Source organism: Candidatus Tenderia electrophaga (assembly GCA_001447805.1).
Taxonomy (GTDB): Bacteria; Pseudomonadota; Gammaproteobacteria; order Tenderiales; family Tenderiaceae; genus Tenderia; species Tenderia electrophaga.
The window spans coordinates 1,366,902-1,382,756 of record CP013099.1 but is presented as its reverse complement, the minus strand read 5'-3'; the positions used below and the strand labels follow the sequence as shown (position 1 = coordinate 1,382,756).

At 62.0% G+C, this 15,855-nt stretch carries 13 protein-coding genes; 2 read left to right on the top strand and 11 right to left on the bottom strand.

What is annotated here, in order from left to right; genetic code table 11:
• Entirely contained in the window at nt 1–2,064 is a 2,064-nt protein-coding gene (locus Tel_06420) for a TonB-dependent receptor (GenBank protein ID ALP52817.1), read from the bottom strand.
• An 84-nt stretch (nt 2,065–2,148) separates the two neighbouring features.
• Here Tel_06420 and Tel_06415 point away from each other — a divergent pair, with 84 nt between their 5' ends.
• A complete protein-coding gene (locus tag Tel_06415; GenBank protein ID ALP52816.1) occupies nt 2,149–2,403 on the top strand; it encodes a hypothetical protein in 255 nt (84 codons plus the stop codon).
• A 165-nt stretch (nt 2,404–2,568) separates the two neighbouring features.
• Here Tel_06415 and Tel_06410 read toward each other — a convergent pair whose 3' ends face one another.
• The 9 genes from Tel_06410 to Tel_06370 all read right to left on the bottom strand — a co-directional run bounded on the left by Tel_06410 (nt 2,569) and on the right by Tel_06370 (nt 14,239).
• Nucleotides 2,569–3,453, bottom strand: coding sequence for a cation transporter (locus Tel_06410; protein ID ALP52815.1), 885 nt, complete (start codon nt 3,451–3,453; stop codon nt 2,569–2,571).
• Nucleotides 3,454–3,527: 74 nt separating this feature from the next.
• On the bottom strand, nt 3,528–3,848 hold the full coding sequence (locus Tel_06405; protein ID ALP52814.1) for a hypothetical protein: 321 nt from the start codon (nt 3,846–3,848) through the stop codon (nt 3,528–3,530).
• A 50-nt stretch (nt 3,849–3,898) separates the two neighbouring features.
• Nucleotides 3,899–7,099, bottom strand: coding sequence for a cytochrome C peroxidase (locus tag Tel_06400; GenBank protein ID ALP52813.1), 3,201 nt, complete (start codon nt 7,097–7,099; stop codon nt 3,899–3,901).
• 12 nt (nt 7,100–7,111) lie between these two features.
• Nucleotides 7,112–8,059 (bottom strand): RND transporter, encoded by a 948-nt coding sequence (locus tag Tel_06395; protein ALP54757.1) that lies wholly within the window; start codon nt 8,057–8,059, stop codon nt 7,112–7,114.
• 326 nt (nt 8,060–8,385) lie between these two features.
• Nucleotides 8,386–9,693 carry a hypothetical protein gene (locus Tel_06390; GenBank protein ALP52812.1) on the bottom strand — a complete coding sequence of 436 codons (1,308 nt, stop codon included), beginning with the start codon at nt 9,691–9,693 and terminating at the stop codon, nt 8,386–8,388.
• A gap of 80 nt (nt 9,694–9,773) precedes the next feature.
• Nucleotides 9,774–10,085, bottom strand: coding sequence for a hypothetical protein (locus tag Tel_06385; protein ID ALP52811.1), 312 nt, complete (start codon nt 10,083–10,085; stop codon nt 9,774–9,776).
• Nucleotides 10,086–10,151: 66 nt separating this feature from the next.
• Entirely contained in the window at nt 10,152–11,234 is a 1,083-nt protein-coding gene (locus Tel_06380; protein ALP52810.1) for a threonine synthase, read from the bottom strand.
• A 460-nt stretch (nt 11,235–11,694) separates the two neighbouring features.
• The gene (locus Tel_06375) at nt 11,695–13,008 is read right to left on the bottom strand and encodes a homoserine dehydrogenase (protein ID ALP52809.1); all 1,314 of its coding nucleotides are present in this window, start codon (nt 13,006–13,008) and stop codon (nt 11,695–11,697) included.
• 43 nt (nt 13,009–13,051) lie between these two features.
• Entirely contained in the window at nt 13,052–14,239 is a 1,188-nt protein-coding gene (locus tag Tel_06370) for a glutamate-pyruvate aminotransferase (GenBank protein ALP52808.1), read from the bottom strand.
• Nucleotides 14,240–14,395: 156 nt separating this feature from the next.
• Between Tel_06370 and Tel_06365 the strand changes: the two genes are divergently transcribed.
• Nucleotides 14,396–14,833: a hypothetical protein gene (locus Tel_06365; GenBank protein ID ALP52807.1), complete on the top strand. Its 438-nt coding sequence runs from the start codon at nt 14,396–14,398 to the stop codon at nt 14,831–14,833.
• Nucleotides 14,834–14,851: 18 nt separating this feature from the next.
• Here the strand turns inward: Tel_06365 and Tel_06360 are convergent, their stop codons facing one another.
• Entirely contained in the window at nt 14,852–15,853 is a 1,002-nt protein-coding gene (locus Tel_06360; protein ID ALP52806.1) for an RNA polymerase sigma factor RpoS, read from the bottom strand.
• Nucleotides 15,854–15,855: the final 2 nt, after the last annotated feature.

The window sequence follows — 15,855 nt, the reverse complement described above, 5'->3', positions numbered from 1 at the left end:
TTATCTCCAGTGGTAGCTGACACCGGCATAAAAGGTGCGCGGCAGACCGGGGGCGAACTCCTCGCCGCGGAACTGGCTGTAGGAAGCACCGGTGGCGTAACGCTCGTCGGTGAGGTTTTCCAGCCGCCCGAACAGCTCCAGTTGCGTGGTCACCTTGTAGTTGGCGCGCAGGTGATAGAGGTCGTGACCGTCGTAGCGATGGGTGTTTTCGTCGTCGAGCCAGTAGTCGCCCAGGTGTTCCCAGTTGAGTTCGAGGCGACCGCCCTTGAGCAGGGCGGGACGCCAACTCAGGCGCACGTCGCCGATCTGGCGCGGCGCCGAGTTGATCTCATTACCGCCGTAGTTGGTGCCGGTGGCCGGGCGCCACTCCTCGTAGCTGTGCTTGGCATAGCTGTAGGCGATGTCCAGTTGCACGCTGGCCGTGAGCGGGGTCTCGAGGCCGATCTCGATGCCGCGGTGCAGGGTTTCGCCGGCGTTCTGGGTCTCGCGGGTGCCGTCGACGGTGTTGCGGAAACTGACGATGTCGTCCTCGACGCGCATGTAGTACAGCGACACCTCGTAACTGCCCGGCCCGGCCTGGCCGCGCAGGCCGATTTCGTAGCTGTGCGCATCCACCGGTTTCAGGCCGACGGTGTTTTCGGCCTGGCCCTGGCGGAACAGCTGGCTCTGGCTGGGCGCGCGAAAGCTGTTGCGGTAGGCGGCGAAGGTATTGAGCCGCTCGCTAAGGGCATAGGTCAGTCCGAGCTTGGGACTGATATGATCGAAGTCGACGTCGGTGCTGGCGGGACGGCGGTGCGCGCCGCTGCTCTGCACCCCGAGGTGGTTGTCGTAGTCGTAGTGCATGTAGTCGAAACGCAGGCCGGCCTGGAGACGCAGTTTCTCTGTCGGCGAGGTCTCCAGGTGCACATAGGGCGAGACGCTGGTGAAGCTGATGTCATAGTCATAGGTACGCGCCAGCTCGGTGTAGCTGACGTAGATCGCGCCGACCCGGGTCGGGTCAATGGCGTTTTCCTGGTAGCTGCCGGGGCTGTAATCCAGATCCAGGCCGACGATCATGCGGCTACGCCGCGGCGCGAAATCGCGGCGGTACTTGCTCAGCAGGCCGACCGAGGTGTTCTCGGTGGTGTAGCGCTGCGGGTCGTAGCTCAGCGACCAGTTAGGCAGGATCTCCATGCGGTTGTAGCGCACGTAGGGGGTGAGGCTGAGCAGGCTGTCCTGGGTCTCGTCTTCGTAGGCGGTGGAGATACGCAAGGCCTCGACTTCGCGGAACGAGACCGGGGTGTAGTTGAGCGTGGGGTTGTGCAGGTAATCCTGTTTCGATAGGCGTGAGGTGCCGGCGGTCTGCTGGTCGATGTTCGCGGCGCTGATGACGGTCTTGAGCGCGGCGCCGCTGTCGAGGAAGCGGTCCCAGCGCAGGGTGGCGCTCTGGCGGTCGTAATCGGTGGTGTCGCGCCAGCCGTCGGTATGGGTCAGGTTGAGGTCGCCGCGATAGCCGTCCGTGCCCGTGCTGTCGCTGTCGCCGCCGCTGAGCAGCAACCGCCGCCAGCCATGCCCGCCCGCCTCCGCGCTCACCTCCGCCTCCGGCTGCAGCGGCGCAGGGCGGGTCAGCACATTGATCACACCGCCGATGGCGTCGCTGCCGTAGAGGGCGGAGCCCGGCCCTTTGGTCACCTCGATGCCGCCGGCCTGGGGCAGGTTGATCTCGTACAGGGCGTTGTGATTGAAAAAGCCGGTGGACCGGGTCGGCACGCCGTCTTCCAGAAACAGATAGACCGGTGCGGTGGTGATGGGCTGACGGATGGCGGTCATGTGGCCCTCTCCGCCGGTGACATTGACGTGGACGCCGGGCACCGTACCCATGATCTCGCTTGGATGGGAGGCCTTCAGCTCATCGATGTCCTTGGTGATGATCACACCCACCGAGGCGGGGGTTTCGGCGATCGCCTGGGCCTCGCGGGTGCCCGTCACGGTGACCTCGTCCAGAGTGACAGGCTCGGCGGCGCGACCGGTATGGGCCAGCGCCAGGGTGATCAAGGCCACCGTGGGTTTGGATAATCTGCGCATTCATTCTCCCGCTTATTATTTTTCTGTGAGAAAAGAAGATTATCGACGGGGCGCGCGGCAGACAATGCGACATAATGTCGCAGCTTGTCGCGCGCCGACGCCCTGCACTACAAGACCGACCTGCTCGATCATGAACTGCCGCAGGACAAGCGCGAACTGATCATCCAGATGCATCTGGAGCTGGACGACAATCTGCCCCTGGTGAAGGCCTACGCCATTGCCGACGAGGTGGAGCGCAAGATCAAGGAGGCGGTTCCCAGCGCCGATGTGGTGATTCATCAGGTCCCCATCAGCAGCGTCAACACGGACGCCCTGCCGCTATTCAAACGTGCGCCATAAGTTGGGGTGAGTGCAGCGCAAGCGAACATTGGCCGGCGCGGAAACGCCTAAGCTGTTGGGCGGGGAATATACCCTGTCCAGGCGCATGGCGTTGCCTCGCCGGCTGGACGTATTGGGGTGCGCTGCACTTAGCATTTGCGCCTTATGGGCATAACCCGCGCCCCCTCAACAACGCCCAAAGCCACAATGCTCGACCTCGAACTCCAGCGTCGAGTGGGCGATGGCGAAGCGTTGTTCCAGTTCCTGTTTCAGGGCGGCCTTGACGGTTTCGGTATCGGCAAAATCGGCGATCACCACGTGGGCCTCGACACTGTTGCGGTGTTCGTCCACTTGCCATAGATGCACATGGTGGACGTTCAATACCTTGTCCACCTGCTCCATGGCCTTGATCACCTCATCGATGGAGATGCCTTCCGGCGTGCCCTGCATCAGGATGTGAATGGTCTTGGGCAGCAGGGTAAAGGCCTGATAGAGCACGTATCCGGCGATGACCAGGGTGAGCACAGTGTCGGTCCAGTACCAATCGTAGAGCAGAATCAGGGTGCCGGCGACGATCACCCCCACCGAGGCCAGAGCGTCGGAGACGTTATGGAGGAAGGCGGCGCGCACGTTCATGCTCTGTTTCGACAGGCGATAGGTGAGCATGGCGGTGACGACATCGACGGCCAGGGCGATGCCGGCCACGATCACCACTGTCCAGCCCTGGATAACCTGGGGTTCGAACACGCGCCACAGGGCCTGGTAGACCAGATAGAGGCCGATGACCACCAACACCACCAGATTGATCAGAGCGGCGATCAGCTCGGCGCGCTTGTAGCCGAAGGTCTTCAAATGGTCGGCGGGTTGCCTGCCGATCCTGCGCGCCACCCAGGCGATCAGCAGGGCCGCGGCATCGCTGAAGTTGTGCAGGGCATCGGCGATCAGGGCGAGACTGCCGGAGAGGATACCACCGACGACCTGGGCCAGGGTCAACAGCATATTCGCGGCGATGGCCGCCAGCAGCCGACGGTCGCCCATGGCCTCGGTGTCATGCTGATGTATATGCCCCATAGCTAACCCTCACGGCTCTACTTGTGGTCTTAGGAGCCCATACTGTGTCGCACGCGCGCGCTGTAATGCTGCGATTACAGCAACGGCAGCATGACGCTGAACTCCCGAAAATGATCATGCTTGGCGGACACGAGCGAACGTGGAATCGCCACGCTTTCGCTCTTCATCATCCGACCGGCTTCAACCACCAGTTCCACATCCACGTGGCCGCGTAGGCCTTGGTTGTTGTGCCGCCTACGATTAAGTTTGCCCGTTACCTCAATGACCTGATCGGTGCGCCGCAGCTGGATGTCCTCCGGCACCGCCAGCAGAGAGCCCTCGATTTCGATGGTCACACCAGTGACTGGCACGGGTGCTTGGCCCATGCCGGTGATCGGCATGCCGAGGAGCACCACCGTGCAGGCCCAACATGATCAAACGTGTGTTCATGATAAATCTCCTGCAATTATTTGTCGTTGGAAGATGACGTGACAGCGCGCGAAAAAACGGCATAGAGCACGGGCAGCACGAACAAAGTCAGCAGTGTCGAGGACAACAGTCCGCCGACCACCACCGTGGCCAGGGGGCGTTGCACCTCCGAGCCCACGCCGCTGGCCAACAGCATGGGAATAAGCCCTAATGCCGCGATGGAGGCGGTCATGAGCACCGGCCGCAGCCGTGACAGAGCGCCTTCGAACACGGCATTGCGTGGGTCACTGCCGCCCGCCAGCCGTTGATTGATGGCATTGACCATCACCACGCCGTTGAGCACGGCAACGCCGAACAGGGCGATAAAGCCGATGGAGCCGGGTACCGAGAGGTATTGTCCGGAAACAAACAAGGCAGCAATGCCGCCGATCAACGCCAGCGGCACGTTGAGCATAATCAACAGCGCCTGGCCGACGGAGTTGAAAGCAAAATAGAGCAGCAGGAAGATCAACCCCAGCGACAACGGCACCACGATCATCAGGCGCGCCTGGGCGCGCTGTTGGTTTTCGAACTGACCGCCGAAGACCACGCTGTAGCCCGGCGGCAGCTCGATTTCGCGATCGATGCGTTGGCGCAACTCGGCCACCAGGCCGCCCATGTCGCGCCCTTCGACATTGGACTGGATCACCACCCGGCGCTGCACGTCGTCGCGGCGAATCTGCGGCGGGCCCGATTCAATGCCCACACTGGCCACATCACCCAGTCGTACCCAGGCGCCGTCGGCGGCCTGCAGTATCAGGGCGCGTAGCGCCTCCACACTGTCACGGTGCTGTTGGGCCAGACGCACATAGATGTCGTAACGTTCGTTGCCCTTGATGACTTGCCCGGCCTGACGACCGCCGATGGCATCCTCCACCACCTCCATCACTTGGGCCACCGGGATGCCGTAACGCGCCAACCGGTCGCGGTCGGGACGTACCACCAGTTGGGATTCTCCGGCGATTTGTTCCATCTCCACGTCGCGGGTGCCGTCCACCTCACGCACCAGCGCTTCGATGCGTTTGCCGTAGTCGGCCAGTTGCTCCAGCTCCGGGCCGAACAGTTTGACGGCCAGTTGCGCCTTGACACCCGAGAGCAGTTCATCGACACGGGTGGCGATGGGTTGGGAGAAGGTGAACAGCAGACCGGGGTGGACCGACATCTTCTGCTCCATCAACGCCTGCAAACCTTCACGCGTTTCAGCGCTGCGCCACTGCCCGGTCGGTTTCAGACCGACATAGATTTCGATATTGGAGACCGGCTCCGGGTCACCGCCCAGTTCGGCGCGACCGACACGGCTGGAGGCGTAGGTGACTTCGGGAATGGTCATCAAACGCTGCTCCAGTTTCTGCGCCACCTTGAGCGAAGTATCGAGACTGGCCGACGGCGCCAGGGTGACACGGATGTTGAGCGTACCCTCTTCCAGCTCCGGTACGAACTCCGTGCCCAGAAACGGCACCAGTGCCAAAGCACCGACGAACAGCGCCAGCGCCGTGCCGATCACCAGGGCGCGCATCTTCAGCGCCCCGTTCAGGGCACGACGGTAAAGCGCCTCCAGCTTTTCCATCAGCAGATTGCGGCGCTCACGCACGCCGGTTTTGAACAGATAGGTGGCCAGCGCCGGCACCACGATCAAGGCCACCAGCAGCGAGGCGAGCATGGCCAGCACGATCGAGATCGCCATGGGCTGAAACAGTTTGCCCTCCACCCCTTCAAGGGTGAACAACGGTGCGAAGACGATGATGATAATCATCACCGCGAAGAACACCGGCCGCCCCACTTCGCGCGCCGCCTGCCGGATGCGCAGGGCGATGCCGTGGCGATCCTGGGCGGCGTTATACGGGTGTGCCTCACCCGCGGCCAATTGCTGCGCCTGGGCGTGATGCTCACGATCCGGCGTGGTGAGGTGGCGGAAGATGTGCTCCATCATCACCACCGAGCCGTCCACCATCATGCCGATGGCGATGGTCAGCCCACCCAGCGACATGAGGTTGGCGGACACCCCCCACTGCGCCATCACCATCAAGGCCAGCAGGATGGAGACGGGCACCGAGATCAATACCAACAAAGTGGCGCGCAGATTGAGCAGAAACAGCATCAAAATAATCACGATCAACACAAACGCTTCCAGCAATGCCTTGCTGACTGTGTTGACTGCCTTGTTCACCAGGTCGGACTGATCGTAGAAGGCGTCCAGTTTGACGCCGTCGGGCAGGGCCTGTTGAATGGCGGGCAGGCGCTGTTTGATACCTTCGATGGTGGCCTGGGTGTTGGCCCCCATGCGTTTGAGCACCACGCCGGCGACCACTTCACCCATGGGTTCCGGATTGCCGTCGGCGGCGCGGCGGGTCATGGTGACCGCGCCCTGGCGGATCTCGGGGCCGAATTCAACCGTGGCCACATCGGCGACGCGCACCGCCGTGCCGTCGACCGTTTTCAGCGGTACGTTGCCGATGTCGCGCAAGCCGGCCGCGCCGCTGCGCACCCAACCCACGCCGCGGATCACCAACTGCTCCTCACCGCGATCCAGATACCAGCCGCCGGCGTTGCGGTTGTTGGCCTCGATGGCGTCGGCCACATCGTGGGCATCCAGGCCATGGGCCAATAGCTGTTGCGGTTGGAGCTGCACCTGATACTGACGTACCTCACCGCCGAAGGAGAGTACCTCGGTCACCCCTTCCACCGGCATCAGCATCAGTTTCACCACCCAGTCATTGAGGCTGCGCAGGGCGGTGGCATCATATTGCGAACCGCTCTCGGCCTCCAGTACATACTGGAACACCTGCCCCAGCCCCGAACTGTTGGGCCCCATTTCGGGGGTGCCGATGCCGGCGGGGATCTCCTCGCGCGCGGCCTGCAAACGTTCGAACACCAACTGACGGGCGAAGTAGATATCGGTGCCCTCTTCGAACACCACGGTGATGACCGACAGGCCGGTCTTGGAGATGGAGCGCACCTCTTCCACATCGGGCAGGGCATACATCACCGCCTCGATGGGAAAGGTGATGAGTTGCTCCACCTCTTCCGCCGCCAGGCCGCGCGCCTCGGTGTTGATCTGCACCTGAACGTTGGTGACATCGGGAAAGGCGTCGAGATTGAGTTTGGGCAGTACCAGCACCGCGCCCACCAGGGTGGCGAGCAGGGCCAGCACTACCAGCAGGCGGTTTTGCACGCCGAGGTCTATGAGTCTATTCAGCATCGTTCACACACCTCAGTGATTGTGGATTTCAAAACCGCCCTTGGCGATTTCGGATTGCACGAAGAAGGCCCCTCGGGCGACGACGGTGGTGCCTGGCGCGATGCCGTCGATCATGACCCGCTCGCCCGCCGTGCGCAGCAGTGCCACCTCTTTGGCTTCAAAACGCCCGGGTGCGGTCTCGACGAACACCTGCCAATCGCCGTCTTTGCTGCGCATGACGGCCGCCTTCGGCACCACGATGCCTTGTTGTGCCTGCTGCGCTTTGCCTTCAATGACCACGTTCACAAACTGACCGGGGTGCAAACGGTGGTCGGGATTGGCCACCTCGATGTGTACCGCGCGGGTGCGGGTGGTGTCGTCCAGTTGATGGTGTAGCTGCACCACTTTGCCGTTGAGCTGGGTGTCGCCCACGGTGACAATGGCGGCAACGTCTTTCATAATCCACTCCGCTTCATTGACCGGTAAGCGCGCCTCCACCCAGATGCGTGATTCATCGGTGATACGCAACAATTCATAGCCCGGTGCCACGATCTGGCCGATAACGAACGGGTCGTTGATAACGGTACCGGCTTGCGGCGCCAGCAGTTGAAAGCGGCCGTCGGCCCGGGCGGCATCGCCCTGGCGAATCAACGCGTCGATCTGGCGATCGCTCATGCCGTAGGCGCCGACTTGGGCACGCGCCTGTTGGTAGGCCACCTGGGCGGTGACGAAACGCTTTTCCGACACCACGTCGCGCCCCAGCTGTTTCACCCGGCGCAATTCGGTATCCGCCTCCAACAAAGCCCCCTGGGCTGTGGCCATGGCCACGCTGCTCAAGGTGACCAGCGCCTGGCCGGCATCGACATGATCGCCGAGCTGCACGTGCCGTTTGACGACCTGGGCATCGACCCGCGGCGTGACCACACTGGTGCGATAGCGGTTGACCACCGCCTCGCCCGGGGCGGTGATCAATTGCGGCAGTGCTTGTCGCTGTGCCGTTACCGTGGTGATCGCGGCAGTGGTGCGCTGTGCGGCGTCGAGTTGGGCGTGTTGTGCCTCCTCCTCGCCGTGTGCATCGTGCTGGTCTTCACCATGGTCACCATGCGCTTCGTGCTCTGCTTCATCGTGCCCCGAGGCCGCCTCGGCTTCATGCTCTGCTTCGTCGTGCTCCGAGGCCGCTTCGGCTTCATGCTCTGCTTCGTCGTGCCCCGAGGCCGCTTCGGCTTCGTGATCGTGATTGTGATTGTCCATCTGGGCAAATGCGGCAGGTGCGCAAAAGGCCAACATAATCAGTAAAAAAATCGGTTTCATTGTTGTGCTCCAAAAGTGTTTGTCCGGCTGGCTGACTCAGGTGTAAGCCCCAGCCACTGTTCCACTTGGCCGGTGGCGTCCAGCCATTCGAAAAAGGCCTGCCACACTTCACCCTTCAACCGGGTGGCGCTGACCTGGGTGTCGATGTTCTGCTTGGCCTGCACCAGAAAATCGGTGGCGCTCAACTCGCCGGCGCGCCACATGCGTTCCAATAGCGCCGCCTGCTCGCGATGGGCCTGCAAGCCGGTGCTGACCCAGGCACGCCAAGCGCGACTGGTGTGGTGGTAGCGGCCCAGGGCGGCCCGGAGTCGGCCGACGGCGAGGCGATGCGCCTGACGATAGGCCTGCTCTTCGGCGGCGGCATTGCGGCCGGCGGCACGCACCCCGGATTGAAAGTTGTTGCGCACAAACAGGGGGATCTCCAGCGTCACGCCCAGCAGGGTTTCGGAGTCTTCGCGCCCGGCGCGCAAACCGACAGTAGGGTCGATGCGCCCCTCGCGCCGCGCCAAGTCGATGCGCGCCGTGGCGGCCTGCAGACGCTTTTTCAGCGCCACCAGTTCGGGCAGCGCATCAAGCTGTGCGATGTCGGCCTGTTCGGGCGGCGGCGACAGCCTGTCCGGCAGGCCGGGCCATTGCGGCGGCGCCAGGCCGCTGGCGGCCTGCAATGCCGCTTCGGCTTCGGCCAACGCGCTTTCGCTGTTGGCCTGCGCCATCAACGCCTCGCTGTAGGCGACCTGGGCCAAATTGGCTTCCAACGCCGTCACGTCGCCCGCCGCCTGGCGTTTGTCGATCACGTCGATAAACCCCTTCATCAACTGGCTGCGCCGCAGCGCCAGGGCCTGCATCTCGCCGGCGCTGTAGTAATCGGCCAGGGCATTCAATGCGTCGATCGCAACCCGTTGCCGGGCCTGGTCGCGTTGTGCCTGCGCCGCCTCCACTTCGCGCGCGGCGATGCGGCTTGCGGCGTCACGCTTATCGCTCCAGTCAAGGGTCTGACTCACGCCGACGGTGGTGGTGTTGATCTCCGTGCGCTCGGTCTCCAGTTCCAGCACCGGATTGTGCAACGGTTTGTCGGCACCGGCGGCATGGGCGCGGGCCGCTTCGAGTTCGGCCTGGGCCTTTTGCAGCGCCGGACTTTCGGCCCACACCTGCTGTATGAAGATCTGCAACGCCGGATCGATCTGCGCTGCCGGGCCGGCGGCGATCGATAACGGCGTCGTTTTCGTAGCGGGCGCGGTGACCGCCCACGCGGGCAGTGCCAGACAGACGGACACGGCCGCGCAAAACACGCGTTTCAGAGACATATTGTTCAATCCTTCGGAGAGGTGACGAATCTAGGCACCGCCGTCAACGGGGACGCGGCACATATCGGGTGACGAAGGATTTAAACGATGGGCGGTTTCAGGAAAGGGGGAATATACAGCGAGGGTAGTGCAATGGCGCGAGGCCGTTGATAAGCCCCGTGCGGGGCATCCAGGTGCATCGCGAAGTCGTTGAAAATCCCCGTCAGGTGTGAGGCGCCGTGACAACAGTGATCGGCGTGATGGAGATCGTTATCAGGATGGTCGGCGGGGTCGTCGGCCAACACGAGCGCCGCCCCATGGCCCATGGCGGCCTCGGGGTGGCTATCCCAAGCGAAGGCCAGCCCCGACCAAAGGGTGGTGATTAACAGCATTAATGAGATCGTCTGCTTCATTAGCGAATGATTCTCACGGTCGGTTGCCGGTTTGTCAACCCCCTTTCAGCCGGATGCGCTCAAGCCTTAATCCGCCATATTGTCCAGAATCGCCTGCTTGACCGCATCCATGCTGGCCTCGACGGTGACCATGCCGCCCTTGCTTTGCTCGATGGCCACGTCCGGATCCTTCAAACCGTGCCCGGTAAGGGTGCAGACGATCTTGCTGCCTTCGGGGATCTTGCCGCTCTGGATATCGCGCATGGCGCCGGCCAGGGAGGCGGCGGAGGCGGGCTCGCAGAAGACACCCTCTTTCTGCGCCAGCAGTTTCTGCGCCGCCAGGATCTCTGCATCGCTGCACTCGTCGAACCAGCCGTTGGACTCCTCTTTCAGTTTCCAGGCCAGATCCCAGCTCTGCGGATGACCGATGCGGATGGCGGTGGCGACGGTGTCGGGGTCGTCAACCATCGCGCCGCGCATGAAGGGCGCGGAACCGGTGGCCTGATAACCCACCATGTGCGGCAGCTTGTTGACGATGCCGTGCTCTTTGTACTCTTTGTACCCCATCCAGTGGGCCGAGATGTTACCGGCGTTGCCCACCGGCAGGCAGTGGTAGTCGGGCGCGCACTCCAGCTCTTCGACGATCTCGAAGGCGGCGGTCTTCTGGCCCTGCAGGCGATAGGGATTGATGGAGTTGACGATGGTGACCGGCGCCTGTTTAGCCACGTCCTTCACGATCTGCATGCCGGCGTCGAAGTTGCCCCTGATCTGGATCACCACGGCGCCGTGCATCATGGCCTGGGAGAGCTTGCCCAGGGCGATCTTGCCTTCCGGGATCAGCACGAAGGCGGTGATACCGGCGCGTGCGGCATAGGCCGCGGCAGCAGCCGAAGTATTGCCGGTGGAGGCGCAGATGATGGCCTTGCTGCCCTCTTCCACCGCCTTGGTCACGGCCATGGTCATGCCGCGGTCCTTGAAGGAACCGGTGGGGTTGAGGCCTTCGTATTTGACGTAGATATCCACGTCCTTGCCCAGCTCACGCGGGATGTTGTTAAGGCGGATCAGCGGCGTGTTGCCCTCGCCCAGGCTGATGATGCGGGTGTCGTCGTGCACCGGCAGGCGGTCGCGGTATTTTTCGATCAGGCCGGTATAGCGGGGACGGAAAGGCATGGCTGTGACTCCTTGAGGAACTACTTTAACTTTTGCAAAAATGTGTTGTTGGACGGGCGATTATAAACGATTCCCAGACCGCAGGGCAGCACCAGTTATTGGCCGCCCCGCCCTGTTCCCCCTTTTTGTAAAGGGGGGTTGGGGGGGATTTCATTTCATCGCCGGGTGTGGGGGCTCGGCCTTAAATCCCCCCTAGCCCCCCTTTTCAAAGGGGGGAACCTAATGGCTGCGGCTCCTTGAGAAACTGCTTTAACTTTTACAAAAACTCTTTATCGGGCGGGCAATTATAAACGATCCCCAGACCGCAGGGCAGCACCAGTTATTGGCCACCTCGCCCTGTTCCCCCCTTTTGTAAAGGGGGGTTGGGGGGATTTTATTCCATTGCCGGGTGTGGGGGCTCGGCCTTAAATCCCCCCTAGCCCCCCTTTTCAAAGGGGGGGGGCCTATTAGTTGGGCTCGATTAGGCGTCTAAGGCCTCAAGTCGGATGCGCGTCACCTTGCCCTGGATGGTCGCCAGCGCCTCGATGCGGCTGATGGCGTCATTCATGCGCCCCTCGCGGATGCGATGGGTGAGGATGATCACCGGCACGCTGGCGGCCTCTTCGGCCGGCTCTTTCTGCAGCAGGGCCTCGATGCTGATATCCAAGTCGGCCAGGATACGGGTGACGTCGGCCAACACGCCGGGCTTGTCGCTGGCCTCCAGGCGCAGGTAGTAGGCGGTCTCGATATCGGCCATGGGCAACACCGGCAGATCCGACAGCTGGTCGGGCTGGAAGGCCAGATGCGGCACCCGGTTCTCCGGATCGGCGGTCAGCACCCGCACCACGTCGACCACGTCAGCCACCACGGCGGAGGCGGTGGGGTCGGCGCCGGCGCCGGCGCCGTAATACAGTGTGGGCCCGACGGCATCACCCTTGACCAGCACGGCGTTCATGACCCCGTCCACATTGGCGATCAGGCGACGATACGGGATCAGGGTCGGATGCACGCGCAATTCTACGCCGCTATCGGTGCGGCGCGACACGCCCAGGTGCTTGATGCGATAGCCCAGTTCCTCGGCGTATTCCACGTCTTCGGGGGTGATGTGGCTGATGCCTTCGGTATAACAGGCGTCGAATTGCAAGGGGATGCCGAAGGCGATAGAGGCCAGGATAGTGAGCTTGTGGGCGGCATCGATACCTTCCACATCGAAGGTGGGATCGGCCTCGGCATATCCCAGTTTCTGCGCCTCGGCCAGTACGTCGGCGAAGTCGCGGCCCTTGTCGCGCATCTCGGTGAGGATGAAGTTGCCGGTGCCGTTGATAATGCCGGCCAGCCATTCGATGCGATTGCCCGCCAGGCCCTCGCGGATGGCCTTGATGATGGGGATGCCGCCGGCCACGGCGGCCTCGAAGGCCACCATCACGCCCTGCTTTTGCGCGGCGGCGAAGATTTCGTTGCCGTGCTTGGCGATCAGCGCCTTATTGGCGGTGACCACGTGCTTGTCGTTGGCGATGGCCTGCATCACCAATTCGCGGGCGGTGTCGGTGCCGCCGATGAGCTCGATCACCACCTCCACCTCGGGGTGGCTGACCACGGCCTGAGGATCGGTGGTGAGTTCGATTTTGGAGCTGTCGAAGGGGCGTTCTTTATCGAGGTCCCGGGCGGCGGCGATGGCGATTTCGATGCCGCGCCCGGCACGGCGCTGGATCTCCTCCGCATTGCGTTGCAAAACACTGACGGTACCGCCGCCGACCGTTCCTAAGCCCAACAAACCGACTTTAACTGGTTTCAAGATATATCTCCTAACCTGTTATTTATAATATATTTTATTTGATTTATGCTTGCGCATCGTGGCGCAGCATATCACGAATACCGCGAATCGCCTGGCGCGTGCGATGTTCGTTTTCGATCAGACCGAAGCGCACAAAATCATCGCCGTATTCGCCGAACCCGACCCCGGGCGATACGGCAACTTTAGCCTCTTTGAGCAGCTTTTTCGAAAACTCCAGCGAGCCCATGTGGCGATATTGCTCGGGGATCGGCGCCCACACGAACATGGTGCCCTTGGGCGGCTCCACCTGCCAACCGATGGAGTTAAGGCCGTTGCAGAGCACGTCGCGGCGACTCTGGTACATGGCGCAGATCTCCGTGACGCATTCCTGCGAGGCCTCCAGGGCGTGGATGGCGGCCACCTGCACCGGCGTGAACATGCCGTAGTCGAGATAGGATTTCATGCGCGCCAGCGCCGCCACCAGGACGGGATTGCCCACCATGAAACCGACGCGCCAGCCGGGCATGTTGTAGCTTTTCGACAGGGTGAAGAATTCCACCGCCACCTCTTTGGCCCCCGGCACCTGCAGGATGGAGGGCGCCTTGTAGCCGTCGAAGACGATATCCGCATAGGCCAGATCATGGACCACCCAGATCTGGTGCTCCTTGGCGATGGCCACCACCTTTTCGAAGAATTCCAGCTCGACGCACTGAGTGGTGGGATTGCTGGGGAAATTCAGCACCAGCATCTTGGGCTTGGGCCAGGAGTCGCGGATGGCCTTTTCCAGCTCGTCGAAAAAGTCACCGCCCGGCACGATGGGCACGTGGCGGATGTCCGCCCCGGCGATGACGAAGCCGTAGGGATGTATCGGATACGAGGGATTGGGCACCAGCACGGCGTCGCCCGGCCCCACGGTGGCCAGGGCCAGATGGGCCAGCCCTTCCTTGGAGCCGATGGTGACGATGGCCTCGCTGTCATAGTCCAACTCAACCTGGTAGCGGTTGCGGTACCAGGTGCAGATCGCCTTCCTCAGCCGCGGAATGCCGCGCGAGAGGGAATAACGGTGGGTATCGCCGCGTTGCGCCGCCTCCACCAGCTTGTCGACAATGTGCTTGGGCGTGGGCTGATCCGGGTTGCCCATGCCGAAATCGATAATGTCCTCGCCGCGGGCCCGGGCCTTGGCCTTGAGGTCGTTGACGATATTAAAGACATACGGCGGCAGTCGTTTTATTCTCGGAAATTCTTCGATCAAAGTCGTACTTCCAGCTAGCGGGTTCGCGGGCACCCGAACCAAAGGGCGTAACATACCGACGGCCCCAAAAACTGTCAATTATGCTAGATTTTCACCCTTGAACCCAGCGTTACAGTCAGTAAAAATAGACATTTTTATCATCAAGGGACGGGGACGATGCAAATCCACCAGGATCTGGACATCCACCACTACAGCATCAAGGGCTATGACAGGGGCGAAGTCGTGGTGCTGGTCCCCCTGCTGGCAGAACTCAATGAAGAGACCGATGCCGCGGGAAACCCGGCCAAGGGCCTGCAGCAGGAGAGCCTCACCAGCAGCGCCATCATTACCGCGAAACAGCTGATCCGCGACTGGCCGCCGCAGTGCGTCGAAGAATTGACCCAAGCGCATGTGGCGGCGCTGGCGCAATTGAATCCGGAGGTGGCCATCATCGGCACCGGCGCCCGGCTGCAGTGGCCGAAGCGGGCCCTGCTGCGACCGCTGGTCGAGGCGGGTATCGGTTTCGAGATCATGGATACGGCGGCCGCCTGCCGTACCTACAATGTGTTGTCGTATGAAGAACGCCGCGTCGCGGCGGCCTTGATGATGATCTAAGCCCGCGCAGGACGCGGGCTAGCCCAATAGTTGGTCGCCGGACACACCCTCTTTTTCCAGAATCTTGCGCAGCTTTTTCAGCGCCTCCACCTGAATTTGGCGGACCCGTTCGCGGGTCACGCCGATACGCTCGCCCACTTCTTCCAGGGTAGCCACGTCGTCGCCGTTGAGGCCGAAGCGCTGCTCCACCACTTGCCGTTGCTTGTCATTGAGCTGGGCCAGCCAGTCATGCAGACAGGCCTGCACCTCTTCCATTTGCAGCACGGATGAGGGATCGAGCTGCTTGTCGTCGGCCACCGTCTCTTGCAGCATTTTGTCCTTGTCGAGATTGGCCGACTCCACCGTGGACAGTTGTTCGCTCAGGCCGAGGATGTTCTGCACATCCTTGAGCGGCAGATCCAGGTTCTCTGCCACCTCTTCGGCGCTGGGCTCGTGGTCGAGGGTCTGGGCCAGCCTGCGCGCCGCCTTTTGATAGCTGTTGATTTGCTTGACCACGTGCACTGGCAGACGAATGGTGCGGGTTTGATTCATCAGTGCGCGTTCGATGGTCTGGCGAATCCACCAGGTGGCATAGGTGGAAAAACGAAAACCGCGTTCGGGATCGAACTTCTCCACCGCATGAATCAGACCCAGGTTGCCCTCTTCGATCAGATCGAGAAAGGCCAGACCGCGTTTCATGTAGTAACGCGCAATCTTGACTACCAGGCGCAGGTTGCTCTCGATCATTTTCTTACGCGCCGCCTCGTCCCCTTTTTGGGCCAGGCGCGAGTAATAGACCTCTTGCTCCGCCGTCAGCAAAGGCGAAAATCCGATCTCATTGAGATACAGGCGCGTCGCGTCCAGGGAGGTTTCCACCGATTGCCAGGATGACTCTGCATTTTCCTGGGGAGCTGTTGCAGCCGGCTTGCTGCCGCTGTCCTCATCTTCGGGCCATGACGACCTCGTTTTCAACTCTTCATCAACGCCTTTCAATTCAACATTCTCGTCAACGGCGCTGTCATCATCCCGCTTATCAACCACTA

Excerpts from the sequence above, each read along its gene's own strand:
- Tel_06420 (ALP52817.1), bottom strand. The coding sequence starts at position 2,064 with ATGCGCAGATTATCCAAACCCACGGTGGCCTTGATCACCCTGGCGCTG.
- Tel_06410 (ALP52815.1), bottom strand. The coding sequence starts at position 3,453 with ATGGGGCATATACATCAGCATGACACCGAGGCCATGGGCGACCGTCGG.
- Tel_06385 (ALP52811.1), bottom strand. The coding sequence starts at position 10,085 with ATGAAGCAGACGATCTCATTAATGCTGTTAATCACCACCCTTTGGTCG.
- Tel_06365 (ALP52807.1), top strand. The coding sequence starts at position 14,396 with ATGCAAATCCACCAGGATCTGGACATCCACCACTACAGCATCAAGGGC.
- Tel_06390 (ALP52812.1), bottom strand. The coding sequence starts at position 9,693 with ATGTCTCTGAAACGCGTGTTTTGCGCGGCCGTGTCCGTCTGTCTGGCA.
- Tel_06400 (ALP52813.1), bottom strand. The coding sequence starts at position 7,099 with ATGCTGAATAGACTCATAGACCTCGGCGTGCAAAACCGCCTGCTGGTA.
- Tel_06380 (ALP52810.1), bottom strand. The coding sequence starts at position 11,234 with ATGCCTTTCCGTCCCCGCTATACCGGCCTGATCGAAAAATACCGCGAC.